Annotated in this window: 26 protein-coding genes and 4 pseudogenes; 25 read left to right on the top strand and 5 right to left on the bottom strand. The window is 42.9% G+C overall.

Going from position 1 to position 26,198, the window contains the following annotated elements:
* Nucleotides 1-549: 549 nt before the first annotated feature.
* The 21 genes and pseudogenes from Vt282_RS16925 to Vt282_RS16840 all read left to right on the top strand — a co-directional run bounded on the left by Vt282_RS16925 (nt 550) and on the right by Vt282_RS16840 (nt 13,018).
* Nucleotides 550-1,071: an ApeI family dehydratase gene (locus Vt282_RS16925; RefSeq protein WP_162064145.1), complete on the top strand. Its 522-nt coding sequence runs from the start codon at nt 550-552 to the stop codon at nt 1,069-1,071.
* A pseudogene (locus Vt282_RS16920) lies at nt 1,068-2,689 on the top strand (LpxL/LpxP family acyltransferase). The gene Vt282_RS16925 and the pseudogene Vt282_RS16920 overlap by 4 nt, the downstream one beginning before the upstream one ends.
* Nucleotides 2,682-2,912 carry a hypothetical protein gene (locus tag Vt282_RS20855; RefSeq protein ID WP_232055174.1) on the top strand — a complete coding sequence of 77 codons (231 nt, stop codon included), beginning with the start codon at nt 2,682-2,684 and terminating at the stop codon, nt 2,910-2,912. The pseudogene Vt282_RS16920 and the gene Vt282_RS20855 overlap by 8 nt, the downstream one beginning before the upstream one ends.
* Nucleotides 2,819-3,876: pseudogene (locus Vt282_RS21805) on the top strand (HAL/PAL/TAL family ammonia-lyase). Before Vt282_RS20855 ends, Vt282_RS21805 begins: the two are co-directional and overlap by 94 nt.
* A 7-nt stretch (nt 3,877-3,883) precedes the next feature.
* Nucleotides 3,884-4,075 (top strand): aromatic amino acid lyase, encoded by a 192-nt coding sequence (locus Vt282_RS21320; protein WP_269472617.1) that lies wholly within the window; start codon nt 3,884-3,886, stop codon nt 4,073-4,075.
* A gap of 182 nt (nt 4,076-4,257) precedes the next feature.
* Complete coding sequence (locus tag Vt282_RS16910) at nt 4,258-4,617, top strand: acyl-CoA thioesterase (RefSeq protein ID WP_162064144.1); 360 nt, start codon at nt 4,258-4,260, stop codon at nt 4,615-4,617.
* Complete coding sequence (locus Vt282_RS16905; RefSeq protein ID WP_162064143.1) at nt 4,605-4,982, top strand: hypothetical protein; 378 nt, start codon at nt 4,605-4,607, stop codon at nt 4,980-4,982. The genes Vt282_RS16910 and Vt282_RS16905 overlap by 13 nt, the downstream gene beginning before the upstream one ends.
* A gap of 261 nt (nt 4,983-5,243) precedes the next feature.
* Complete coding sequence (locus tag Vt282_RS16900) at nt 5,244-5,444, top strand: hypothetical protein (protein ID WP_162064142.1); 201 nt, start codon at nt 5,244-5,246, stop codon at nt 5,442-5,444.
* Between the two features lie 478 nt (nt 5,445-5,922).
* Nucleotides 5,923-6,357, top strand: a complete 435-nt coding sequence (locus tag Vt282_RS16895; protein ID WP_162064141.1) for a hypothetical protein — start codon at nt 5,923-5,925, stop codon at nt 6,355-6,357.
* Nucleotides 6,358-6,822: 465 nt separating this feature from the next.
* A complete protein-coding gene (locus Vt282_RS16890; protein ID WP_162064140.1) occupies nt 6,823-7,131 on the top strand; it encodes a hypothetical protein in 309 nt (102 codons plus the stop codon).
* Nucleotides 7,131-7,457 carry a hypothetical protein gene (locus tag Vt282_RS16885; RefSeq protein WP_162064139.1) on the top strand — a complete coding sequence of 109 codons (327 nt, stop codon included), beginning with the start codon at nt 7,131-7,133 and terminating at the stop codon, nt 7,455-7,457. Before Vt282_RS16890 ends, Vt282_RS16885 begins: the two co-directional genes overlap by 1 nt.
* A 178-nt stretch (nt 7,458-7,635) precedes the next feature.
* Nucleotides 7,636-7,950, top strand: coding sequence for a DUF3261 domain-containing protein (locus Vt282_RS16880; RefSeq protein WP_162064138.1), 315 nt, complete (start codon nt 7,636-7,638; stop codon nt 7,948-7,950).
* 60 nt (nt 7,951-8,010) lie between these two features.
* Entirely contained in the window at nt 8,011-8,307 is a 297-nt protein-coding gene (locus tag Vt282_RS16875; protein ID WP_162064137.1) for a beta-ketoacyl-[acyl-carrier-protein] synthase family protein, read from the top strand.
* Nucleotides 8,308-8,410: 103 nt separating this feature from the next.
* A complete protein-coding gene (locus tag Vt282_RS21800) occupies nt 8,411-8,584 on the top strand; it encodes a beta-ketoacyl synthase N-terminal-like domain-containing protein (RefSeq protein WP_162064136.1) in 174 nt (57 codons plus the stop codon).
* Nucleotides 8,572-9,189 (top strand): beta-ketoacyl-[acyl-carrier-protein] synthase family protein, encoded by a 618-nt coding sequence (locus tag Vt282_RS16865; protein WP_162064135.1) that lies wholly within the window; start codon nt 8,572-8,574, stop codon nt 9,187-9,189. The genes Vt282_RS21800 and Vt282_RS16865 overlap by 13 nt, the downstream gene beginning before the upstream one ends.
* Nucleotides 9,190-9,423: 234 nt before the next feature.
* The gene (locus Vt282_RS16860; RefSeq protein ID WP_162064134.1) at nt 9,424-9,657 is read left to right on the top strand and encodes a hotdog family protein; all 234 of its coding nucleotides are present in this window, start codon (nt 9,424-9,426) and stop codon (nt 9,655-9,657) included.
* An 18-nt stretch (nt 9,658-9,675) separates the two neighbouring features.
* Nucleotides 9,676-10,395, top strand: a pseudogene (gene fabG, locus Vt282_RS16855) (3-oxoacyl-ACP reductase FabG).
* Nucleotides 10,395-11,618: a beta-ketoacyl-ACP synthase gene (locus Vt282_RS16850; RefSeq protein WP_269472616.1), complete on the top strand. Its 1,224-nt coding sequence runs from the start codon at nt 10,395-10,397 to the stop codon at nt 11,616-11,618. The pseudogene fabG and the gene Vt282_RS16850 overlap by 1 nt, the downstream one beginning before the upstream one ends.
* Before the next feature lie 43 nt (nt 11,619-11,661).
* Entirely contained in the window at nt 11,662-11,994 is a 333-nt protein-coding gene (locus tag Vt282_RS16845; protein ID WP_162064133.1) for a hypothetical protein, read from the top strand.
* A 7-nt stretch (nt 11,995-12,001) separates the two neighbouring features.
* The gene (locus Vt282_RS21795) at nt 12,002-12,118 is read left to right on the top strand and encodes an alpha/beta hydrolase (RefSeq protein ID WP_415663451.1); all 117 of its coding nucleotides are present in this window, start codon (nt 12,002-12,004) and stop codon (nt 12,116-12,118) included.
* Between the two features lie 546 nt (nt 12,119-12,664).
* Nucleotides 12,665-13,018 carry a hypothetical protein gene (locus Vt282_RS16840; RefSeq protein ID WP_162064132.1) on the top strand — a complete coding sequence of 118 codons (354 nt, stop codon included), beginning with the start codon at nt 12,665-12,667 and terminating at the stop codon, nt 13,016-13,018.
* A gap of 504 nt (nt 13,019-13,522) precedes the next feature.
* On the opposite strand, the pseudogene Vt282_RS16835 reads toward Vt282_RS16840, so the two are convergent.
* Together Vt282_RS16835 and yddG are read right to left on the bottom strand one after the other, a co-directional pair.
* Nucleotides 13,523-15,431: pseudogene (locus Vt282_RS16835) on the bottom strand (acetoacetate--CoA ligase).
* A 207-nt stretch (nt 15,432-15,638) separates the two neighbouring features.
* Entirely contained in the window at nt 15,639-16,490 is an 852-nt protein-coding gene (gene yddG / locus Vt282_RS16830; protein ID WP_232055293.1) for an aromatic amino acid DMT transporter YddG, read from the bottom strand.
* A 379-nt stretch (nt 16,491-16,869) separates the two neighbouring features.
* On the opposite strand from yddG, the gene Vt282_RS16825 reads away from it, so the two are divergent.
* On the top strand, nt 16,870-20,745 hold the full coding sequence (locus tag Vt282_RS16825; RefSeq protein WP_162064130.1) for an Ig-like domain-containing protein: 3,876 nt from the start codon (nt 16,870-16,872) through the stop codon (nt 20,743-20,745).
* A gap of 222 nt (nt 20,746-20,967) precedes the next feature.
* Here Vt282_RS16825 and Vt282_RS16820 read toward each other — a convergent pair whose 3' ends face one another.
* Both Vt282_RS16820 and Vt282_RS16815 read right to left on the bottom strand, forming a co-directional pair.
* On the bottom strand, nt 20,968-22,272 hold the full coding sequence (locus tag Vt282_RS16820) for an inosine/guanosine kinase (protein WP_162064129.1): 1,305 nt from the start codon (nt 22,270-22,272) through the stop codon (nt 20,968-20,970).
* A 257-nt stretch (nt 22,273-22,529) separates the two neighbouring features.
* Entirely contained in the window at nt 22,530-23,000 is a 471-nt protein-coding gene (locus tag Vt282_RS16815) for a CreA family protein (RefSeq protein WP_162048165.1), read from the bottom strand.
* 231 nt (nt 23,001-23,231) lie between these two features.
* Between Vt282_RS16815 and Vt282_RS16810 the strand changes: the two genes are divergently transcribed.
* The 3 genes from Vt282_RS16810 to cutA all read left to right on the top strand — a co-directional run bounded on the left by Vt282_RS16810 (nt 23,232) and on the right by cutA (nt 25,465).
* Nucleotides 23,232-23,756 (top strand): flavodoxin, encoded by a 525-nt coding sequence (locus Vt282_RS16810; protein WP_162064128.1) that lies wholly within the window; start codon nt 23,232-23,234, stop codon nt 23,754-23,756.
* Nucleotides 23,757-23,991: 235 nt separating this feature from the next.
* Nucleotides 23,992-24,636, top strand: coding sequence for an HAD-IA family hydrolase (locus tag Vt282_RS16805; protein WP_162064127.1), 645 nt, complete (start codon nt 23,992-23,994; stop codon nt 24,634-24,636).
* 508 nt (nt 24,637-25,144) lie between these two features.
* Nucleotides 25,145-25,465, top strand: a complete 321-nt coding sequence (cutA, locus tag Vt282_RS16800) for a divalent-cation tolerance protein CutA (RefSeq protein ID WP_162064549.1) — start codon at nt 25,145-25,147, stop codon at nt 25,463-25,465.
* Here cutA and Vt282_RS16795 read toward each other — a convergent pair.
* The gene (locus Vt282_RS16795) at nt 25,429-26,046 is read right to left on the bottom strand and encodes a DUF2238 domain-containing protein (protein WP_162064126.1); all 618 of its coding nucleotides are present in this window, start codon (nt 26,044-26,046) and stop codon (nt 25,429-25,431) included. The two genes, cutA and Vt282_RS16795, sit on opposite strands and share 37 nt — an antisense overlap.
* Nucleotides 26,047-26,198 lie beyond the last annotated feature (152 nt).

Here is a 26,198-nt window from a genome sequence, read left to right as displayed (position 1 = left end):
AATAAAAATGCCTGAAGATGTGAATCGGTTGGTGGATGAGAATACAGCGTTAGTCGCAAGCCCAATTTTTTAGATTTTTGGTCAGTGAGAACATCCAATTTTCCGCGGCAGAAGTGTTTAGTTCGGGGGCCACTTTCGCTGCAAACGGCTTTGTAATTCGGCCCTTAGTCGGAATTATTCCTCTGGAAATCTATGGGAGCTCCGAAACCGGGGAATTGGTACACGTAGGCAAAGTGAGCAAGGTGTGGCTTGGAAGTTATTTACTTCATTGAGTTATTCGATTGACGATGGTTGCATGGTAATTCGCTCTCCATATATCGAGGTTGATGGTGATTATTATACAGATGATCGAATAGAGGCCGTCGATGAACAGCATTTTCAATTGTTAGGAAGAAGAGACCGAATCGTCAAATTGGCAGAGAAACGAGTCTCTTTGACAGAGATTGAGCAAGTCGCAGAGACACTACCACAAGTTGAACAAGTGGTCGCAGTTGTCACTCAAGCAGGTACAAGGCAAGTGGTGAATCTAGCCGTTGTATTAGCCCTAATATGGGCGGTAAAACAACTGAAAATCAATCACTCGCTATGTGGAGGGAAGTCCGTGGTCATCTTGCTCAGCACATTGAATCTATTGCTTTGCCACGAAAGGTCCGTGTAGTCGATAGCATTCCTCGCAACGCTCAAGGAAAAATGGATTACCAAAACTGCAGGAGTTATTTGAGTAGTATGATTCGTCAGTTGCCGTTAGTAACACAAGTGACAAGAGATGAGCAAATTTGCACACTCTCTATGTTAATTCAACCCACGTTAAAATATTTTCGCGGGCATTTTGATGAATTCCCGATCCTACCAGGGGTTGTTCAGTTAGATTGGGCACTTCATTACGCACAAGATGTGTTTGAACAAAGTTTCGAGCTTTGTGGCATGGAAGTTGTTAAATATCAGTGCCCAATATCACCGAATACCGAATTGTTATTAGAACTCGTATGGTATCGGGAGCTAAACAAGTTGAGTTTTCGCTATTTTGATTCACAGGTGAGTTACTCACAAGGAAAGGTGAAGCTAAAATGAAATGCGCTTTCTTGATCCCTTGCTATAACCACGGTTACGCACTTCGAACTGTTGTCTCCTCTTTGATTCAATATCAATTGCCGATATTGATAGTTAATGATGGTAGCGATCAAGAAACGACGTCGATTATTGATGATATCACTCATGAATATGTCTTGGTTGAGCAATTAGCACTTAAGACCAACTCGGTAAGCGGTGCAGTCATGAGTGGAATAAAGCAACTTCATCAACAAGCCTTTACTCATGCACTGCAAGTAGATTCTGATGGTCAACATGATCTTGAAGCCATTCTAATTTACAGTGCTGCCAAACGCCATCCACAAAACTGATATCGGGTAAACCGGTATATAGTGATTCAGTACCGAAAGCGCGCTTGTATGGTCGGTATGCAACCCATTTGTCGGTCTGGTTAGAAACCTTATCATTGCAGATTCAAGATTCGATGATTGGCTTTCGTGTCTATCCGCTTGCACCTTGTTATCAACTCTTTGAGCGATGTTCATTGGGTACCCGTATGGACTTTGATATCGAGGTGCTCGTACGCCTTTATTGGCAGGGCGTGGATATTGAATATATTCCAGTCAATGTGTATTACCCTGAAGGAGGGGTCAGCCACTTTTCAGCCTTCAGAGATAACGTAAGGATCAGTTGGCTACATACGCGACTAATTGTTTCAATGCTACTTAAGATTCCTAGATTAATTGCCAGAAACATCAATAGGCATGTTCATTGGTCTCGTCGCAGTGAGAATGGCACGGTACTTGGCATTAAGACTTTACTGTTTGCCTATAAATACCTTGGCAGAGATTTTTCAAACTATTGCTCTATCCGGTTATCGCTTATTACTATTTATTTGACCGACGGGCTCGCCACGCTTCTCAGCAGTTTCAAAAGCAGTCTCTTCACATAAACAAGTCCCAGTAGAGAACAGCTATCGTCATTTGTACAGTTTTGGCGTGTCGATGATCGATAAACTCGGTGCGTGGATGGGCAGTACAGTAAAGAGCAAATTGTCATCAACGATGAAGCCCTATTTAAACATGCAGTCAATCAATCTCAAGGCAGCGTAATTATTGGTAGTCATTTAGGGAACTTAGAAGCGTGTAGAGCCCTCAGCCGACATCATGCAGGCCTTAAAATCAACGCCATCGTCTTTACTCAGCATGCTGAAAAGTTCAATCAGGTGATGGAATCGGTCAATAGCGACAGTACGCTTAATCTAATTCAAGTCACTGATCTGGGGCCCGATGTTGCGATTTTACTGAAACAAAACTGGCGCAAGGCGAGTGGGTTGTGATTGTTGGTGACCGAACCCAGTATCAAATAATGGACGTGTAGTTTGAGTGATTTTTTAGGTTCTCCAGCACCATTCCCTCTGGACCTTTCATTCTCGCATCGGTACTGCAGCATCCCACTTACGTTATGTTTGGCTTTAGTGAGCAAAAGCAAGTCAGTGTTTATCTAGAAGAACTGCAGTTGCAGGCGCTACCGCGAAAACAGCGCGCACAAGCATTACAGAATAATGTCGATATGTACGCATCAAGGTTGGAGCACTATGCCTCAATTTCCGTTGCAATGGTTTAACTTTTACGATTTTTGGAAACTAAACGATGAGTGATTTGCAGACGATTGTATTTGGTAAGCAGTCAATAACAATTGAGGATGTCAATGCTCTGGCGTTAAGACAGGCGAACGTCAAGCTCAATGATACCCCAGACTATATAGATTCTATTGAAAAGTCTGTGGCATTTCTCGAACGTCTATTAAAGAGGATGGCGATATCTACGGCGTCACTACAGGATATGGTGACAGTTGTAGCATTAAAATTCCTTCACATTTAGTTGAAGCTCTACCATTGCAGTTAACGCGTTTTCACGGTTGTGGCCTTGGTAAATTCTTTAACCAACAGGAGTCGCGAGCGATAATTGCTGCCCGTTTAGCATCGTTAGCAATTGGAAAGTCGGAGTTTCAGGTGAACTGTTGTCTGGATTGGTGCATCTGTTGAATTATGATGTTACCTAGAATTCCGGAAGAAGGATCTGTCGGCGCTTCTGGTGATTTAACTCCTCTTTCTTATTTGGCGGCGGCACTGATTGGTGAACGTGAAGTGATGCACAATGGTGAGGTAGTCTCGTCATTGCAAGCTCTACAGCTAACAGGTATGAAGCCGATTGTGCTACGCCCTAAAGAGGGCTTAGCACTGATGAATGGTACGGCTGTGATGACAGCGCTTGCTTGCATTAACTGGTCTCGAGCCAATTATATTGCGGAAATGGCGACTCGAATTACCGCGATGACGACATTGGCGATGCAGGGTAATGCTTTTCACTATGATGAGCGCTTACATGTTGTAAAACCTCATCCAGGGCAAATGCTGTGCCAAGCGTTTAAGAGATTTAGCAGCAACTAAACCCCACGCAACTCCGAGCGTCTTCAAGACCGATATTCTTTGCGTTGCGCTCCTCACGTTATTGGCGTGTTACAAGATACACTGACTTGGGCTAGACAACTGATTGAGATTGAACTCAATTCAGCCAATGATAATCCAATTATTGATGCTGATAACGAGATGGTATTGCATGGCGGTCATTTTACGGTGGTCATATTGCTATGGCAATGGACAGCGTGAAAACCGCGGTGGCGAATGTTGCTGATTTATTGGACCGTCAGTTGGCTCAGTGTGACTATAAATTTAACAATGGCTTGCCCTATAACCTTACCGGTGGGCGGATGACATCATTGCCATCTGTCATGGTTTTAAAGCGGTACAAATTGGCGCATCTGCTTGGACCGCTGAAGCTCTAAAAATACTATGCCGGCGTCGGTGTTTTCGCGATCAACAGAGAGCCACAACCAAGATAAAGTGAGTATGGGCACCATAGCCTCCCGAGATTGCCGAAGAGTGATTGAGTTAACAGAGCAAGTGACAGCAGCCTGTTTATTCGCGTCTGTTCAAGGGATTGAGTTGCGTGAAGACAAGGGCAACTCGAGCCAGCATCAATGAGTGACGCCATCAAACAAACGATAAAAGAAGTACGAGAGTTCTCGCCATTTCTTACCTCTGATCGTCCTTTAGACAATGAGTTGCGACAATGTGTAACGATGATAGCAGAACATAAATTTACAGGTTATTCCCATGATTAGTGCCAATGCGTTCGTAACAGTAGCATTTCAAGATTGCGATCAATGCAAGTCGTATGGCATGGAAATTATTATCGTTATCTTGAAGAAGCGCGCCGTGCGTTATTAGATAAGATTGATTTTCCCTATATTGAAATGAAGCGCCTAGGTTATGCTTTTCCAGTTGTTGATACGAGAATGAAATATGTTTCTCCTGCCCAACATGCACACAAATTGGAAGTAACCGCGACATTAGTTGAATGGGAGAATCGCTTAAAAATAGATTTTGTGATTTTTAATCATGATACCAACAAAATTTGTGTTAAAGCCTACACGATTCAATGTGCTGTTGAGCTGGAAACCAATGAAATGTTGTATGCGTCTCCGAGGCGTTTATTAGAAAAGGTTGAAGCATGCGTAGAATAACGTTGATGTTCATTCTCTATTCATTGGGTGTAACGTTGTGCTTTGCACAATCACGTGATGATGACTTTAGCAAGCTGTTACAACAGCTCGGTATGCAGTCTCATCAAATTGGGTATTTTGAGCAAGAAAAACAGATCGCTGGTTTGTCCCAAAGCCTCAAATCATCAGGAAGTTACTATATCAATCAACAGCAAGGTATTGTGTGGCATCAAAGCGAGCCATTTGAGGATCTTACGGTTGTAAAACAAGGGCAATTATTTAGTTTGGTTGATAATCAGTTGGTAAACCAAAATGTGCCGACCAGTGCGGTATCGTTGATCACAGAGATTTTTACGGGGCTACTAAAAATGACGTATCGCGATTAAAGCAACAATTTAAGATAGAGTTTTTTCCTCACTTGACGGTGAATGGCGTGTTGAGCTAATACCGAGCGTATCACCACTGAACGCCATTTTGAGTTGATTGTTGTTTATGGTTCACATCAGCAACTCACAAAAGTGGAGTTGATTGAGAGTTCCGGGATTCCTCTTTGCTCACGCTCACTGCCAATAATTCTATATCTGTTGATTCATTAAAACAGTGGTTAGATTGATTGAATAACGTATGGAAGCAATAATGCGACGCGCATGGATAGCCGTTCTTTCACACTGCTAATTTATAGTGGTGCTCGGTTCTTTAATGGCAATGCCATGCAAACTAGCTTGTTTGCAATGTTTCCGAGTCAGACGCAAACAGTAGCTTTGGATATCGCATTGCAGCACGCATCGAGCATTTTTGAGCACGATCTCGTGGTTGTTATCGAAAGTGAGCAAAACAGCGAGCGCTAAGCGCAGCTCAACTGTTTGTTGAGCTGGAGGTACGTTAGAAGGTATTAGATTAATTGATGCACAGCAACATATTGAGCTTTTCAAACAGCTCTCTAGCTATCGGCAACAATTGTTGATTCAACAGGATGTAGACTTAATTAATAGTGGTAACTCTAGTGAATTAACGCTTCAAACTCTCAAGCGATTGTATTCACCAGCGGGGATGGTAGGCAGCTCTCTTGAATTGGATCCTTGGCTAACATTTGAACGGTTTCTACTGCAACGAATCAATGATCAGAACTTTAACTATCAAAATGGCTATCTTTTGGGTAATCAAGATGGCAAAACCCAAGTTTTATCCAATTAGAGCTACTCAATAGCGCATACAGTAGTGACTCTATTGATGATATATCAGTCTTAGAAAGTGTTCTGGCTGAGCTTGAGCAAAAATTTGACGTTGACGTTTATCGTGCTGGTGGGTTTTCATTCCACGAGTGCAATGCAGCTAGCAACAACAGAAATCTCCGTGATTGGTGGTGGGGCTCTGCTGATGATCATCGTGATAGTGCTTTGGTTATTTGCTCATCCCAAACCACTGTTCATGACAACATTATCTATATTTAGTGGCGTGTTGTTGGGGCTATCAGTAACTTTATTGTGGTTTGGTGAAATCCATGTAATGTCGTTGGTTATGGAAGTAGCCTTATCGGCCTATCTTTTGATTATGCGTTTCATTATCTCAGCTATCAGAATAGTGTTGTTTCGCCAGTTGAGCGTGCGACGGTCGGACAAAATTGCGCCCGGCGTTGCTGCTAGGCATGTTCAGTTCGGTTATTGCCTACAGTTGCCTGTTTTGCCAATCTACCAGTACTCAACCAGATGGCAGTCTTCTCGGTGTTCGGATTATTTGGCGCTCTGGCGACTGTTTTACTAATTTATCCTCAGTTTTCTCCTTAAATGATCAAACACGAACGATTCGTTTGGCTAATAACCTCAGTCAGTTTGCTGTGCAAGTGTTTAAACCTAAGCTTCTTTTGTGGTGGTTACAGGGTACTTATTGTTGGCGGCTTTGCGGTAATGGTGGGGCACACTAATGATGACGTTAGGATTTTACAATCTCCGGACGCGCGTTTGGTTGCAGAAGAAGCTTATATTCAACATTTGCTCAATCGCCAAAGTGGTTCCGACTGGGTGATCACAATTGGTAAAATGCTGAACAAGTCGCTCAGCACGAGGAGTTACTTATTGCCCAGTTGGATAATTTGATTATTCAGCACAAACTCACAGCTTATACCGCAGCGACACAGTGGATACCTTCGCAGGAACGACAGCTTGCAAATTGGCATAGTTATCAAGCGTTGCTCGCTCAGCAAGCTGAGCTTTAGCGCTTAAAGTAGGGATGAGTTCAGTACCAAGTGGCGTGCCTTATGATCCTATGGGGCAACTTGAAGCACTACCCTTAGTGTCAAAGCTAACGGGGCAGTTAGATGATGGCCGTTATTTTTCATTGCTATTGTTGCAAGGGTTAACGGGCGAATTTGACGAGGGTTTGTTGTTACAAGACCAATACTACTTAAATTACGTGAATGATATTGGGCTTATGCTGGGTGAGTACAGGAGAAATGTGACGCAACTGTTGGCGATTGCTATCGTTTCGGTAATGTTTGCTATGAGCATTTATTTTGGCTTTAAAATCTATTGCGATTGATGATTTCGCCATTACTTGCGGTGATGATTGCGGCAGCGCTTCCGGCGGCGTTTGGTTTACCGCTTACGTTATTTAATGTATTGGGCTTATTTTTGATCTTTGGTATTGGCATCGACTACAGCATATTTCTGTTATGTCACGGCCGCTCTGCACATACGATTTTAGCTGTGTTTATTGCTGGACTGAGCTCCTTACTGTCATTTGGTTTGATGGCGTTATCTTCGAACTATGCGATTTCAAGCTTCGGTTTAACGGTTGGGTTGGGAATATTATCGAGTTGGCTTGTCGCTCCATTGGTGTTTGTGAAGGAGAAGGATGATGTTTAAGCAGATTCACAAATATTGGGCTTTCATTTTCATAATTGTTTTTGTTTGGCTGTACTTCAAAGCAACAAAATAAAACTGATACATCACTAGTACTGTTGCAACCAAACTCTTATAACGGTCAATTAACCGCTCAGCAATTGATGACTGTTGAGTATGATCAGCAACATAAAAGCTAAGAGTGATTTTAGAGATCACTGAGTCGCAAATTAGTGTTGTTGGGTTATCGGGATTTTCGGTTCCACTGTTTAATGTTACATGGGATGGCGCTGAGTTAATCAGTCGTTCAAATGTACCAGAGAAATACAATGTCATAAGTGGAGAAAAAGTGCTGGAAGACGTGATGTTAGCGCCAGAAAAGGAATTAACGCCGTTACTAGTACATAAAGGCTTAGAGTTAGTTGCGAGTGAGTCTAATCGGCAGTTTTATTCGGATGGACGATTAGTTATGACAATTGAATACCAAAACTTCCAACAAAGAACGGCTACATGTTAGTTCAGTACTATGACGTTGATGTGACTTATAAGTTAGAAACACTGCAGTGGGAGGCGAGAAATGAATAAGAATGTATATATAGAAGATATCTCGATAAGTTGCTCTTTGGGTTCTAACACGCAAGAAATATTGTCCAATTTACGTCAAGGTATTGCTCCTGGTATGCAGCCTTGGGATGAGCCATTGTATTCCGGGCGTAGTGCTTTTGTCGGTCGAATAACTCATTCTTTAGACGGTTTATCTCCCGCGACCTATGCCGACAATCGTAATAACCGCCTAGCTCACTATTTGGTTAACCAACTTAAAGCTCCTATAGCTGCGCTCTGTGAGCGTTATGGAAACATCGGATTGGCGTAGTGATTGGCTCGAGCACTTCTGGAATTGAAAGACCGAACCGCACGTTCATCAGTGGGTTTGCGACGGAACTTTTCCCGATGACTATAACTATCAACATCAAGACATGGGAGATGTTGCGCTAGTTATTCGCCAGTTATGCGGGGTGACTGGGCCTGCCTATACGGTATCTACCGCTTGTACCTCCTCTGCAAGGGCACTAATTAGTGCCACAAAACTAATTCGTGCAGGTGTGTGTGATGCGGTCATATCTGGAGGGTGGATACATTGTGCCACTTAACTGTTAATGGGTTTGATTCACTAGAACAGGTTTCTGATAAGCCTTGCCGACCGTTTGATGAATCGCGAAGTGGCATTAATGTCGCAGAAGGTGGGGCGCTACTGATTTTAAGTGAACGTTCAAGTGATATAGAACTGGCAGGTTTTGGTGAGTCTGCAGATGCGTACCATTTATCCAGCCCTAAACCGTGTGGAAGTGGAGCCATACTAGCCATGCGCGCTGCTTTAGACAGTGCAGAAATAAGTCCAGATGAGGTTGACTATATCAATGCACACGGTACGTCAACACAGCAAAATGATGCCATGGAAAGTACGGCTATTTATGAAATGTTTACTTCAGGCACTCCCGTGAGTTCAACTAAGGCACTCACCGGACATTGTTTAGGTGCATCTGGTGCAGTAGAGGCTTCAATTTCTTGCTTACTATTGCGCAACTCCAATGAGCCATTACCTCGTCAATGGCCAATTGATCGCCAAACGGATTCAAATCTTTGTCCAATAGCATTGGTTGAAACGACATTACATGTTGAACCTAAAACGATCATTTCAAACTCGTTTGCATTTGGCGGCAATAATGCTGCTTTAGTTTTTCAATCAACGAAATAAAACACAAGAATGAATACAGACAGTTTTCCACCTATTGAACAAAGATTACCGCACTCTGCTCCAATGATATTGCTAAGCAGAGTGATTGAGTATCAAGGGACCTCGATTACCTGTGAAGTATCGATTACCAAAGAAAGCTTTCTCTATAGCGAAACCCTCGCAGGGTTCCACCACAAGTAGGGATTGAATATATGGCTCAGACAATCGCTGCGTTGGCAGGGATCGAAGCTGTCAATGATGGAGGCAAGCCACCAATCGGTTTTGCTCGGCGCGAGGCGCTATAGTCATCAGGGTGAATGCTTTAAGGAAAACTGTCAGTACCAAGTATTGGCTGAAGAATTGATGCGAGACAGCAGCATGGCGGTGTATCAATGTACGATTGAAGATAATCAGCACAATGTGGTTGCATCTGGCCAAGTTAATACGGTCGTAGCAGAACAAGACATCTTGAAACAATTGAGAGAATAACAATAACGGATCGAATGTATGGATAACGTATTAGTAACAGGCGCGAGTAAAGGTATCGGGCGTGCTATTGCCGTAAATTTGGCGCGCGAAGGCTATGTAGTTACTGTTCATTATGGACAAGATAAGGTCGGTGCAGAGCTTACCATGGAACAAATACGCTCTGCGGGAGGGCAATGCCGCAGTGTGCAATTTGATATCCGTGACCAAGTTCAGTGCAAAGTCGTCCTTGAGTCTCAGATCGAGCAATTTGGGGCGTACTATGGAGTGGTGAGTAATGCGGGCATGTCGTGTGATAACGCATTCCCGTCAATGACGGCTGATGAGTGGCGTGGCGTGGTTCATACTAATCTCGATTCATTTTATAACGTTATTCATCCTCTAATTATGCCGATGATTGGCTTAAAAAGGGCGGATAATTACACTTTCATCGCTAAGTGGTCAAATTGGTAACCGAGGCCAAGTGAATTACTCAGCAGCGAAAGCTGGCATTATTGGGGCAACAAAGGCTTTGGCTTTAGAACTCAGTAATAAACGTCGACAGATCACTGTCAATTGTGTGGCTCCAGGGCTAATTGATACCGGTATGGTTGAGTCACATGTAGAACGAGTAATGCCACAAATCCCAGTACAAAGAATGGGCCGTCCGGAAGAAGTTGCGGAATTGGTGACATTTTAATGTCTGACAAGGCCGCTTACATTAATCGTCAGGTAATCGGAATCAATGGAGGGCTGTACTAATGGTTAATCGCGTTGTTGTAACGGGCATGTCAGGAGTAACGGCATTAGGGAAGACCTCGAAACCGTATGGAATAATCTACATTTATACAAAAATGCCGTCAGCCGAATGGATGAATGGGATAAATATGATGGTTTACAAACTCGCCTTGCGGCTCCTATTAAGAGCTTTGAGCTACCAAGCCATTATACACGCAAAAATACGTTCAATGGGGCGTGTATCATTGCTTTCAACGCGTGCGTCAGAATATGCGCTGCATGAGTCGGGCCTGATAGATGATGCGTCTTTAACCGATGGTTCAACGGGTATTGCTTATGGTTCTTCGACCGGAAGTACCGGCCCTGTTTCTGCATTTGCAACAATGTTACTTGAGCATAGTACACGTAATATTAACGCTAATACCTATGTCGCGATGATGCCGCACACCACTGCGGTAAATACCGGCTTGTTCTTCGGTTTGCGTGGACGTGTAATACCAACATCTTCGGCCTGCACATCTGGTTCACAAGCGATCGGGTATTCCTATGAGGCGATCAAATACGGTATGCAGCAAGCCATGGTTGCTGGTGGTGCAGAAGAGTTATGTCCAACAGAAGCCGCCGTATTTGATACTTTATTTGCAACCAGTCAATTTAATGACCAACCGGAGTTAAGCCCTAGACCTTATGATAGTGATCGTGATGGGTTAGTGATTGGAGAGGGCGCTGGTACGCTTATTCTTGAAAACCTTGATCACGCTTTGGCTCGAGGGGCGAAGCCGATCGCCGAACTGGTTGGTTTTGCTTCTAACTGCGATGCCGCTCATGTCACGCAGCCAAAGGCAGAGACGATGCAGCGTTGTATGGAATTAGCTATTCAAGATGCTGGTATTAAGCCGGAGCAAATTGGTTACGTAAACGGACACGGCACGGCGACAGAACTCGGAGATATTGCTGAAACTCAAGCTACTTATAATGTATTTGGTAAGCACATGGCGATATCTAGCTTGAAAAGTTATTTTGGGCATACCTTGGGAGCGTGTGGCTCGATTGAGGCATGGCTAACCATAAACATGATGAATCAAGAGTGGTTTGCACCAACGCTAAACTTGAATTCTGTCGACCAACGTTGCGGTAATTTGGATTACATTCGAGGAGAGGGGCGAAGAATTAGTTGTGAGTATGTTATGACTAATAATTTTGCGTTTGGAGGCATAAATACATCAATGATATTTAGGCGACTATAATTTATAGCAGTGCTGAATTTGAGCGCGGTCAAGGAGGATGAGCATGAAAATTAAAGCCTGTTGGAGCAAGTGCTTAATTATCCTAGGTGCAATATTTATTGTTAATAATGATGTTAGTGCGCCTCAGCAGGCGCAAGTTCTCATTTCGGAGATTAAACAAATAAAGCGCTGTGATGGATTGGAATTGCCCGTCACTATTAATACTAACCAACCGCTGCGTTTAATTGTTCACGGCTGTAATTCTTCAGCTAAGCGTTTTAGTGCATTGGCAAAGGTATACCATGAATTGGATCAGCAAACGGTATGCTTTGAATATAATGATAGGGACCGATTAGATAATGTTGCCAAGAATCTAATTGATGCGATGAACTCTTGAGCAATTGATGAATGAACAATCCATAACGGTCATTGGACATAGTCAAGGAGGTTTAATCGCTCGTCGAGCTTTGAGTGATTACCACACTGATAATAAAAAGTGGAATCTCGAAACGTTGATTTAGTGACTATCTCGGCCCCTTTAGTGGAATTGACGCTGCTTCTCATTGTGGAATAGGTTGGTTAAGAATTGCAACGTTGGGCATAGTTGATGGCATTTGCTTTTTGGTGACTGGCGCTAAATACCTTGATATTCCGGCTCAGGCTGACTTCATCGTTGAGCCAGGAAATCTATTAGCAACGGTTAAAACACACCTGATAATCAAGACTGACGAATCTCAAACTTGTAGAAAGCTTACGCGTCAGGGAATTGTGCAGAGGATGACTATGTCTTTCTTTAGCAGAGCAAACCAATGACTTGGTTGAGCTTCAAGCGAATGCTGAATTGGTCATTATAAGAGCTGGGCACGCAGAAATCGTCGGTGATGAAACAACGGCACCTTGGAAATTGATTTCACTTCTGCAGAGTTATGGCTACATGGGTCAACCGAAACTGATGGATAAACAAGACTTTACCAAGATAGTTAACAACATTTATCAAAACCAATCTGAAAGTTTAAGGAGAAAATAATGAGAATGGTCAATATGATAAAGGTTTTGCTGATCGCCTTTTGGGATTCGCACCACTGGCACACGCCTCGAAAGCACTGCCTGTTATGGGACAGCCAATGCACGCAGAAATGACGTTCGATAATGCCAAGAAAGTGTTTATCCAAGCAGGGGCAAAGCGAGGCTGGGTAGTAAAATCTGCAGAGGAAGCAGGAAAGCTCATCGCCGACATTTGGGTACGCAGTCATTATGTCTCAGTATTTATCACGGTTCATAAAGATAGTTACGATATTACGTACCGCGATAGTGAAAATATGAAATACCAACCAGATGGCACTATCCACCGCAAATATAATGGTTGGGTTAAAAACTTCAACGGCGATATTCAAAAGCAAATGCTAATGGCATCACAATAAGAGGCTGAGCTTGTGAACAAAAATTTTAGCTCTAGTCGCATTGATAGCGAGTGTGTTATCAGCCCCTCTTTATGCGCGAGATGATATCGGCGCTTATAATATCAACGAAGCTCTCAGCACGCCGGACGCAAAAGCGAAATTAGGTGGAAGCGTGAAGTTCTATTTTGGGAGCAGAAACATGGCAAAGTGGCCCGTGATTTCGGTGAATTTAAGACCAATAAAAGACTAACGCGTTTAATAAGTCCGACAAGCAGGCTTGTGAATGGGTTTTCTATCGGCCATGATTGCATTGCAAGACCGAGCTATGCGCGAAGGTGCCAATGCTGTAGTTGACATAAAGTCAAACTACAAAATAACCTGACCTCGAGTGAATCAACGTTCCAATGTGGTGCAGGTACCTTTGTCGCGGGGTTGCACTCACAGGAAAAGTGGTTACGCTTAAGTGATTTGAAAGTTCTTTCGCGATATCAATAAATGGCTCGACAATATATTGTTGGGCCATTTTTAGTTGAGTATAGCTAACCTAATTTCTTCAAGAATTTCAGGGTTGGCGATCGCACCAATATTTTTTACTTCTTCACCGTTAACCACATTCTTCACTGCTAATTCGACTAACTTACCCGAACGCGTTTTTGGTGTATCACTGATTGCTATGATGCGTTTAGGTACATGTTTGGGTGAACAGTTTAATTTGAGTGTTTGTTGAATGGCTGTGATTAAGCTAGTTGTTAGCGATGTTCCCTTTGTAAGCTTTACCATGAGCCATACAGATTCACTGTTGTCTTCCATTTTCCCGACGGCAATAGAATCGTCGATCCCTTCTAAGCTGTTTACTTGGCGATAAATCTCAGCAGTACCAATTCGCACGCCGTCAGGATTGATTGTTGCATCGCTACGACCAAAAAAGATAAAACCCTTGTGCTCAGTTTGCATGACATCATCACCGTGGTGCCATACACCCTTGTACGTGTTCCAATAGGCATTGTGGTAACGCTCGCCATCATCATTCAGAAATCCTAGGGGGTAGTTTGGAAGCGAATTGTGGCAGGTGAGTTCACCTCTTTTGTTCTAATAATGCGCCTTCGCCATCGAGTATTTTTGCATCCACCCCCAAAGCTGGAGATTGACATTCACCACGATAGACAGGAGAGATAGGGTTTCCAATTACAAAACAGCCACAGATATCAGTACCGCCAGATATTGAAGCCAAATGGAGATCAGCTTTAATGGAATGGTAAACGTAATCAAATTGCTCAGGATAAAGCACTGATCCGGTGGAGCAAAGGGTTTGTAGTGAGCTCAGATTATGGTGCAAGCTCGGATGATAGTTGTCGTAATCCAGTATCTGAAGGTATTTGGCGGAGGTGCCAAACAAAGTAACGTGACAGTCTTCGGCGATGTTCCAAAGAGTAGCACTATCTGGGTATAGTGGGTTGCCATCGTATATAACTAACGTTGCGCCACTGGCGAGCGCAGTCACATGCCAATTCCACATCATCCAACCACATGTCGTGTAGTAAAAAACGCGATCGGCGATTTTTATGTCACAGTGTAACATATGTTCTTTGCTATGATTGAGGAGTGTTCCACCGACTGAATGGACGATGCACTTGGGTTGACCAGTCGTGCCGGAAGAATACAAAATGAACAGAGGATCATTAAAGGCAACAGGGGTGAAGTGAATGGAGTTTGGCTTGAAGTTGTTTTGAATTGTCTTCCAAGTGGTATTCGTCGTGTTTTCCGTTTCAATCGTTGGGTCAACCCAGCATACTCGCGTTTCACTACCAAGATGATTGATGATGGCTTGAACTTTTCCCCTTATGTCAAAGTATTTGCCACCAAAGTTATAATGCTGACAACAGAACAGGACTTTAGGTTTTGATTGGTTGAATCGCTCTAAAACACTCTGGGCACCAAAATCGGGTGATGTTGATGTCCAAACGGCACCCAGACTCGTTGCTGCGATCATGGCCACTACCGCTTGTGGAATATAAGGAAGATAGCCAGCAACAACGTCGCCCGGCTGAATACCTATCTCTAATAACCATTGTTGTACGCGAGAGACTTGTTCTATGAGTTCTTGCCCGGTCATTGTTGCTGAGTGACCGTTTTCGTTATAACAAATCAGAGCTTTTTGAGTGGGATGCTGGTGGAAATGCTTAAGTAGATTTTCAGCATAATTAAGCGTTGTATTTGGAAACCAGACAGTATCGCGCGCGTGCTGATACTCTTCCCATTTTGAATCACCTGAGGCAAACATTGGTTGTTGAACATCACCTTTTATATCGCAATAGTGCCAAACATGTTGCCAAAACTTGTCAGGGTAACTCACCGACCAATGATGTAATTGTTCGTAGCCATTCAAAGTGACAGAAGATTCGTCGCGGTTGACCGTCTTAATAAATTTATACATATGACTGTTTTCAACGCGTGATCTTGAAGGCGCCCAAAGTGGGTTCTTGATGGCTAAGTTTGACTCGTTATTCTGTCCATTCTTGTTCAACTGGCCGCCCTTAAAGTTATATTAATTAACTAATTAATAGTAAAGAGTACACTCGAGTGCCAGTAGAAAGGTGATGTTTCCGATTTGAGTGAAATCAGCTTGCGATGGTGGTGGTTGCTAGGCCACTGGATGCGATTGATCAGCATCAGGCTGGTTTCTTGGTCGCTTCTCCTTGGTGATGTACCAAGACACAAGAGAGCCAATAGTGACCATGGCGACCCCTTGCCAAAAGCTGTGACTTAACGTGACGCCTAAAATGAGTGATGAGAATAAAGCTGAAAAAACTGGGGTAAAATACGAAAGTGTCGCGAGAAAGACCATATTGCCGCCAATAATCGCGATATTCCAAAGCCCATATCCACCAGCCATTAAGCTCGCAGCGATAAAGAGTGATTGAGTCCCATCCCAACTGAAGGTTAGCGCAGGTTCGTTAGAAAGCGCGTATTTGATCCAAAGCACAACCGACGTTGCAATAAAAAACAATGTAATCGCGTTGTGCTTGGACTTTTGTTTACGTGTGACGTTACAGTATAACGCCCATAAAATCGCACCGGTAAATGCCATGAAATAAACCAATGGGTTACTACTGACGTTATTTATCAGTAATGCCAACGACACACCTTCATTACCACTTACTGTTATCGCAACACCCGCAAATGAGACCAAAACTGCTGGATAAAGCAGCCAATTTGGTCGTTTGTTGCTGGTCAGAACTGCGAACAACACAGTCAGAGCGGGCCATAAATAATTGACAATCGAAACTTCAATAGCTTGCGCTCGGTTATGAGAGTAGCCCAACGCGAGTGCAAGGAATATTTCATAGCAGACGAACAGTGCTCCACCAAACACTAGGTAACGTATGCTGAACAACGTTGGTTTCGGTATCCCCACGGTGAAAATCAAAAATACTGACGCTAAGGAGTAAAGCAGAGCACTTCCTCCAACCGCGCCAAAATGCTCAGTAACGATTCGAGCACTTGCTAGTAAACAACTCAAAAGAAAATCGCTAAGCAGCCATATAAGGTGAATTTGAGTTGGGCGTTATGCATAAATAGGAAATAAATATAAACCGAAGAAAGGTTTAAAATCTTACTCCAAAACACGGTTTAAAGGAGCCTGTTATTGAAAATATTATCTCGTCTTTTGCGATTAACAAACAAGATAAAATTTATCTGAGGGAGTTGCCTTAGATGAAGGCTCTGCTAATACAGTTGTTTCAATATTGAGAATGACACGCCAAAGTCGCACACAGTGCTTCATTCACAACTAATGTTAAATAAGAAAACTGTAAATAACTTCATTTTGGTTAAGTGCTGGGTAAGATGACATCAAGCAAGTAGGTGGTTTTATGGAATTTGGATTGAATGCCTTAATGGCAAATCTTGCAAGTGGACAATCTTTAGTGATTGATGCAGAGGGGAATGCTCGCATCATAAACCCAGGAGAGCAACCTACCGCTGGTGAACTTGTTTTACAAACTAACTCCTCAGCTTCCGATGAGCGTGCGGTGCAAGCCACTCTGATCGATGATAACGGTCAAGGTGATGACGTTACTCAAGATATTCAACAAATCGTTTCTGCTATCGAGGAAGGTCAGGATCCCACTCAAGTTTCAGAAGAAACTGATCCTGCTGCAGGTTCAGAAGACAGCTCAAGCGGAACTGTGCTTGATACAGTCTCTCGAATAGGTGATGAGACCATTGCTCAAACGTTGTTTGAGACACGTGGCTTGGAAGGGATTGGTCTCTCAGAAACGCAGAGTATATCTCTATTGGAACAGTTTAGATTTCTATTCTTACCTTCAACAACGCTGCTTAGTTCTAATGACGATTCCAACGGGGGATCTGATGGTGGTGGATCTGGCGGTAACGGAGGGGGTTCAGGAGGAGGTACAGACACACCGCCAACGTCTAGAGACTTCTCTATTCAACTAAACGATGAAGGCTTTTCATCGATATTGTTCGATGATCCATCAGGCATCGCCGATCAAATTTCCGATATTGAAGACGATTTGTCTGGTGATCAGGTTAATATTGTCATCACGCGATTACCTGACTCAGGAACGCTTCTCTATGATGGCGAACCTGTTACAGAGGACATGTTGACTCTGTTTGACGAAAGTGGCGAACCGATCGGTGATGTGTTGTCTTTCGACCCGACCAAATTTTCATACCAAAACGATGATCAATCTACGGGCTTTATCCTAGGAGTGAAAGAGGCTCCGGATGGTTTAGATGGTGACGAGAGTGTCACTTCGTTCCTCAATTGGGGCGAGCCAACGGACGATCCAAACACGCGAGTTCTCACATTTACCGACGATGAAGATAACATCGTTGACCAGATATTTATTACTACGATTGGTGGTGTACCAACGCAATATTATGCTGATAAAAATCACATTGGTTACGGTTTAGGCGTCGGTGGTGGTGACGGTATTCAGCAAAATGAATCTATCATCATCGATCTTTCGCAGCGACCCGCAGAAAACGTGACGCTTGGCTTAGATGGCATGGGGGGCTGGTTTGAAGAAGGTCACAGCCGCGAAACTCAGGTTTTAATCCGAGTCACACTCGATGACGGAACCGTGATCGAACAAACTGTCATGAAGCAAACCTCCGGCAATCAAGATCTGTTTAGAGAAATAAGTATTGCAGTGCCAGATGGAAACGAAGGGGCAGTTATTACACAGGTAGAAGTGTCGACGATCGGACCAGGTAACTGGGAGCTTAGATACTTAGAAACGGATACGCCAGATGATTCGTTTGATTATCGCGCAATCGATAGTGATGGAAATTTCAGTGAAGAAAGCACGGTAACAATAGATGATGGCGCTAATACGCCGCCCGTTGCTCTCGATGACCCAATGGGATTCAGTGTCTCTTACGGCACCTTTAACAATGACGTTTGGGAATTTGCCGCAGGAGAAATCGAGGCTTCTTATGATGGCCAAACTCAGAACATTTCAGGTGATGGGCTTAAGCGAGGTGTCTCTGGCGATGAAAACGGAGGTCCAGCAGCACAAATACAATACAACCGAGAGGAAGGCCTTTCAGAGCAATTCACTTTTAACTTAGAAAAACCAGCAACCTCATTTAGTTTCACCGTCTCTAATTTATTTAAAAATGAGGGTGGTCCAGGCAATCATGAGCAAGGTAAATGGGTAGCTTACCTTGGTAACAATGCGGTTGCCAGTGGCATGTTTATCGCGAACGAAGGCAGCAACAAAGGCTTCTATTCGTTCAACGAAGATGACCTTGGCGGTGTAGCATTTGACCGAGTTGTATTCGAGGCCGTTGACTTTGTGATTGAACCAGCACGAGGCTCGGACTCATCAGATTACTTCTTGACGGGTTTTGAAGCTTCGGGACCGGGCGCTTACGCTGCGAATCAAGGCGAAGTATTCGCCATTCCAATCGAAGAATTGTTAACCAATGATTTTGACCCAGATAGTGACCATATCCGTTTCACTCATATTACAGAAGCAAACAATGCAGATATCTATGTCGAGAATGGCATTGTTTATGTGGCATTGGATGACAACTTCTCCGGACCTACAACGTTTGATTACCAGATAACGGATGATGACGGTGGCTTTTCTGAAGCGACGGTCAACATTATCGTCAATCCTGTACAGCAACCGGTGTTAGTCGAAAGCGTCAGCTTAGTTGAAGATACCGTATTGGAAGGTGAACAGTTAGTATTCACAGTTTTGCTTACTGATGGAGTGCTATCAGCTACTGAATTTGATGCGCATTTGGGGCTGCCGACTGATAGTGCTGGCAGTGATGACGTAGACCTCGCAAATGCACAATTCACGCATGGTGTAACGTATGATCCAGTAACAGGTAAGCTGCAGGTACCGGTTGGCGTGAGTGAGTTTTCAGTGTTAATACCAACGGTCATCGATAATATTGACGACAACTTAGAAGATTTTACCTTACAAGTCGGTAGTCAAAGTTCTAGCGGTGTCATCGCCGATGTGATCATCACCCAAGACTCTGATACAGTCATTGCTTTCCACGACTTCGACTCTATCGATGTAGGTAAGCGCTGGAAATATCTCGATTCAGATGTGCTAAATGACGCAAACACTGAGCCTGGGATTCAAGATGGTGCAGAAGGCATATGGGGAACAGATAACAAAAATGACATTATAGAGGTCGGTAGAGAGCCTATCTATCGCGGTAAACATGCCGATGATAAACACAACCAAGTGTTTGAACTCGAAGCTCGCCGAGGTGATAACCAGTTTTATACTGAGTTGAATGGAGCAAAAGAAGGTCAGTTCTTCACATTAATGTTTGATGTTGCTAGACGTGGGCATCGTCATTCTCCAATGGCTATATTCCTCGTGGCTGCTGACGGAAGTACAAACGAGCTCCTCTACACGTATGATCAGAGCAAAGAGTGGACCTCTGAAACCGTTTATTTTCAAACGCCAGATAATGGCGATTACCGGGTAGTATTTGAATCATCGCATGCGGATAGTTATGGCGCATTGCTCGATAACATTAAGCTTGAGACATTAAATAACGTTGGGTACGAAGACGGGTATTTCCCACTCAATAATATTCATGTTTCATTAGGGAGTGATGCGCTTAATCTCTCTGATTATAAAGTGAAGCTGTTAGTTGATGAGTTGCCTGACGATACCATATTCAGATTAGGTGGTGACGAATTGACACCGGATGGTAATGGCTATATCGATGTGAGTAGTTATGGCGGCGATTTGTCTAATCTGTCGGTGAACGTGAGTGAACCAGGCAATTATACATTCGACGTTGTTGTGCTTGGAGAGGACAACATCGAACTAAAATCTAGTCCTGTTGATATTACCGTGCTTCCTGAAGGATCAGGTATTCAATACGGTAGTGTGGGTGATGATATACTCGATGCTGAGCCCGCAAATGACATTTTATATGGATTGGATGGAGATGACTTATTTAATTGGGAAATCTCAGATATTGTTGATGGGGGACTCGATGTCATCAAAGACTTCAAAGTTGGGGAGGATCTTCTAGACTTGAGCGATCTCCTTAAGCCGACAGAGACCATTGAAGACTTGTTGTCTGACGTTACAGCAGAAGTAAAAGACAATGACGTCACTTTAACGATTACCCGAGATGGCAAGTCACAGCTTATTCAGTTAGAGAATGTTGCAGATCAATTAACCGGCACACTGAGTGAACAACTTGCTCTACTAGTCGTCGATCCAAATCTATAACTTTCAAAAGTACTATCAAGTCTCAGATGCGATAACGATCTGAGGCTTGTTAGGTTCTTGTTTGCCTGAGTTCTATTGAACAGGTTAGTTTAGGGAAACGTACATTTGCTCTGGTAATCATAATCGAATGGACTATCCTCAAAGACCATAATCAATGAGTTGTTAGAATAATCAGTACCAAACGACGAATAAAAGAAAGGCCGCGTTACGCGGCCTTTCTTTTTAGCGATCCCAATACGCTTCTTCTAAGCTATCTTCGCGTTCTGGTAGAGAACTAGATAGGCGAGGAGAGTGTTGGGTTAAAACTTCGTAACTCACGCGGTTTGCATACTTACAAATCTGTGAAAGAGAAGAGTATGTTAGGTAACTGCGGTCATGTTTCAAAGAACCTGGCACGGTTACAACATGGAAGCTATTTGCTGCGATGTCATGTAGCAATGCCGATAGTGCTGCATCGCCAGCGCCATTTGTGTTCTTGATTTCAATCGGACCACCTAAGTACGGACCGATATGAGAATAGACTTTTTCCGGCGTTACACAGTCAGCTCTACGCATTGCTCTGCTGAATTCAAAACGATTAAACTCAGGGAAGATGCCATGCTGTAGCATGTGGTCTGTTTCACGCAGAGCTTCAACATCACTGTAACCCGCCATGTAAAGACCGTTTGGACCCGCAGTACATAGAACGAGGTCCACCCATTCCAGAGCGCGGTCTGCTGCTTGTAGCGGATCACTGAAGCCGGTTAATGCCTGACCTTCTTCTTCGTTCATCGCAACAATCGTAATGTTTTCTTTGAGGTATTCCTGCCACCACTCAGCGTTACCTTCAATAACCCATTTAGTACCTAGAGTAAGCACTACCGGCACGTTCTTAGATTTTGCAATTTCAATCGCACGTGCAACCGCTTTTGGCATTGGGTCTTCTGGTTTACCGCGCATTAGGTAAGAAGAAACCACCAGTGCAGACGCTTTATCAAAAACATCTTCTGGGATGCTTTCTGGTTGCAACTGATTCATGTGACCTTCGTTAATTGCAAAGGTACGTTCACCATCTTGCGTGATAAGGGTGTAGCATCGGCCGATAGGACCTTCCACCATTTGCAGGTGATTTAGGTTCATACGTGCAGATGTTCGACATAGGTAACGGTAAGCGAAAGAGCCAACCTCAATGTTACGCGACATAACACCTAGCAATACAGATTTACTGTCAGCGAGCACTGAGTAGTTATGAAGTGTGTTGCCTATAGTATCGCCAGGGTATTGGTGCGTGATAAGGCCACGTTCAACTAACTCAACGTACAATTCATCTGCTTTGCTCTCTTCTAGAACAAGTGAGTGACCTTTACTTAGGTCGTACTTAGCTAGAAAGTCGTCATCAACACGAGCTTCAATGTCTACGATGGTCTGTCCAACACCAACAATAATCGGGCGATACAGCTTTGCTGGTTGCTTCGCTTGGTTGATCAATGGACCACGAGCGGAAGTTGGAAAATAGTGCTTAGATTTGCGCTGGCCTGGAAATTTCATTATCAAGGGGGTGTCGGAAAATTTTCTGTACTATATCACATTAATACTAGATTTCTTTCATCAAAATTTCATAAAATGGTGGATTTAATACGATGTGATGGCTTTTTATGCGCAGGATATGAGCCTTAGCGCAAACGTTTTGCACAAAATAAAACCAATGCTGAGGTGTGTAGGGAGGTCTGGAATCAAACCTCCCGAATGAAACTCAAGTTATTTTCGTTACACGAAGTACTACGAGGTCGCTTGAGCCTTGATTATTATTGTTTTGCTGCCGGTTCAACGTAAGCCTTTGTACCCCACAGCGGCACGGTAGATAGACTGTGCTTGAAACTACCATCTGTTTCTTTCGTGGTGTATGAGAGATAAAGTAACGTTTGGTTTTCGGCATCATAGATGCGGCGAACTTTCATGGTTTTGAAGAAGATACTTTTAGACTGTTTAAAAACAACTTCACCAGATTTACTTTTATCGATCTTTGCTATCATCTCTGGCGTGATATCACCGGTTTGACGGCAAGAAATCGAGCTATCGCTTGGATCAGACAAACTGAGATCCGCTTCAATTGAGGCAATATGGCAGGTAACACCAGTAACAATCTCATCATCTAAATGCCCAATCTTGATGTCTTTTAGCGTAAACAATCCGAGGCTGACATCGCCCACTTCATTATCTGAACAGCCCATAAGAACTGAGGAAAGCAGCAGTACGATCGATGCGTGTTTTAACATGTAGATTTCCATTACAATTTATTGAGTTACTTAAGTACATCATATACGCAGAAGCAAAAAGTTACGAGTTGTAGCGAATTTGTTTGAGGTAATTCGAGTCATGATGAATGGTTGACGTTTTGAATGACCGATAATCACACAAAACATCGGACTATCAGGGCTTATAATGCTTGTATTAATTGCTAACCATGATTAAGCTCACAACAGAAATATATTGATGGTTATTCAAACATGTCTCAAAGCATCCCTCAGATTGCGACAATCAAGAATCAATGGCTATATCAACAAGTCGATGTTGAGTTCCCAACTCAGGAAAGTCTTCAAGGGAAAGAAATTTACAAGCGCTGGGCTGATGGTGTTACGTACCAATCTATCGACAACACCCTGCTGCAATCATACTTAAGCAGTGAGCCAACATCGCTCGAAATATACAAAGTGGATTTCCATCGGCTTACCGTGATGTTTTCATTGTTACAAGCAAATCGCTGGCAAAACGAGAGCGATCAGCAGTTAATAATCGAGTTTTTAACTCAAATTATTTATTCAGACCCATGTGAGCTATTTCTGGCGTTCGAACATAACGAGCCTGTTGCAGCTGCCATTGTTACCGATAGTGAGCAAGATTTATTGGTGTCGGATATTTATGTTGCTGAGAAAACGACCGAGCGCCGTGAAGAGTTCATCAAAGCGCTATTAGCCTTTTCAGACAATTCAGCCAGATTAGCCACCAAGCAAACGCTCTATATAGAAAACTAAATCTCTCAAACCAAGAACCTCACAACTGCGTGAGGTTTTTGTTCCACATTCTAGAATTTCACTATTGAACATTGCCACGATAATGCTCTTATGATTTTTGTCGGCAAAACTGTTTCAACCGCACAAAACTGAAAATATTTCAGAACAAAAAAGGAAATTGTTAACTCTGGCCTGTCTTAAATGTAAATAGGTTTTAATATTTAGCGAGAGAAAATAAGTATTAGAGGTTATTCAAATGAATAAAACCCTATGTGTCATCTTTGATTGCGAAGGAACGTTAGTTGACAGTGAGGTATTGTGCTGCCGAGCATTGTCATCTGTTTTCAAAAGTTTTGGTGCCGAACTTTGTCTAGACGATGCAATGAAGCATTTCGTAGGTGGAAAATTAGCGGATATTCTGGCCGACACGAGGGATAGATTGGGATTAAATCTGTCTTTGGATGTGTTGGAACCACGTTATAGAGAGATATTGCATCAGCTATTTGAATCAGAATTAAAACCAATGCCAGGTGCACAAACGGTGCTTGATGCTCTTGATAAGCAGGGGATTGATTATTGCGTTGTATCGAATGGACCAAGAGAAAAAATTGAGCATGCTCTCCAACTAACTCATTTGGATTCTTATTTTTCTGGCAGAATCTTCTCGGCATTTGAAACGAACAGTTGGAAACCTGAGCCGGATTCTATTTTGTATAGTGCAATGAGTATGGGATATAAGCCAGAAGAATGCCTTTACATAGACGATACGCCGAAAGGCTTAGAAGCGGGTGTAAGAGCTGGGATTCGGACTGTTCATATACAAGGAATAAATAAACAGTCGTACCCTGGAGTGATTGGATCCATTGACCAATTGCATCAACTCGAAAGTTATATCGAATAAAAGGTTAGTGCGCCATCATCGAAGAAGAGTGCATCACATATTTAAATGATTTGGGACGGAATGATTCTCTGGCCACGACTTTGTGGACATTCTCAAAAAATGAACCACATTGACCACACAACATAGAGCCAGAATCTGAGATTAAAAATTCGTCCCCATAACAGAGTGGGCAATGTTCAATCTCGTGATTAGAGTGTAATTTTTCTTTCATGGCGACTCCTGTAGCAAGAAGCAAAGCTAAAAATAAATGCAACTGTTAATAATTAGTTTTGTAAATGTTTATCTTATATTGCATTAAGTAGTTTAAGTCATAAGACTGCAATTCGATTAAACTTTATTACTGTTTTGTTCAACTATGAGAGTTAACTCATACGTTGGAGTAAGACCCTAGAAAATGACTAGAGTTTGCAGCCTATTCGACAAATTTTATGTCATTTTATCTACTTATTAATCAGTAAATTCTCGTTGTATAATAAAACTGTGATTAAATTGTGACATTTGGATGAAAATGGAACCCAAGTACTGTCTTGTTCTGACAACAACGAACAGCGTGAGTAATAAACAACACATTATTGATGCGATCCTCAGGAATGAATTGGCTGCGTGTATCCAAACCATGCCGATCGAAAGTCACTATATATGGCAACAAGAGGTCTGTTGCGGCAACGAGTTTTTATTGATCATCAAAACGACAAATCGTTGTTACAGTGAATTGAAAGAGCTTATTGTTCGTCTTCATGATTACGATGTACCTCAAGTGATTAAGGTTCCTTTCGTTGAGGGCCATAATCCCTATTTGACATGGTTGGATGAAAATACTCGTCGCTGAAACGTCATGACAGCGAGTGCGCTTAAAGCGCCGAGTGTGTCCATCAGCATGTCTTTTTGTGCATCCCAAATATCGCCTTGAGATCCAAGGAAGGCAATACCTTCATCTCCACCAGCAAGTGCTGCATACCACCACTCAATGATCTCGTATCCGGCGGCTAGAGACATGATAGAAAACAGCGCGAATAGCATTGCAATTGGCGCTGTTAAGCGTCGTTTATTGATTAAGTATTCTGCAATCGGATATGCGTATAAACCGATAGAAAAGTGCGCGACGCGATCAAACTGATTACGCTCTTCTGAACCAATCAAATTATTGAACCAATCAAAGGGAACTTCAGCAAACGTATATTTTGAGCCAATAGTGTGTAATACAAGCCAAATGAACATCAAGATATAGGCAGTTTTAGAGAACAGGTAATTTTTTGAAACCCACCAAACGACACCTAATATGCCAATGGCAGGAACAATTTCCGCAACCCATACCGCGCGAGAAATCGGCTCAATGGCGGAAAAGGCAAACACTAGCGCATATAAAGCGGTAAGCAAACGCAATGTTTGCTTCTGATTAATAATGGTCATAACTGATCTCATGAATAGCATGATGAAATCATAACCTTCAATAAAACAGTGTTCAATATTTTATTGTGACTATCTAAATCAAATTTTCGATAACCTTCTCAAAGTATGCCCTGTGCATTAGGAGAAGAAGAAATTTGCCAATATGTGTGACT

It is taken from the genome of Vibrio taketomensis (assembly GCF_009938165.1).
Taxonomy (GTDB): domain Bacteria; phylum Pseudomonadota; class Gammaproteobacteria; order Enterobacterales; family Vibrionaceae; genus Vibrio; species Vibrio taketomensis.
Note: the sequence above shows the minus strand (reverse complement) of the source record. Positions and strands in the feature narration are given on the sequence as shown.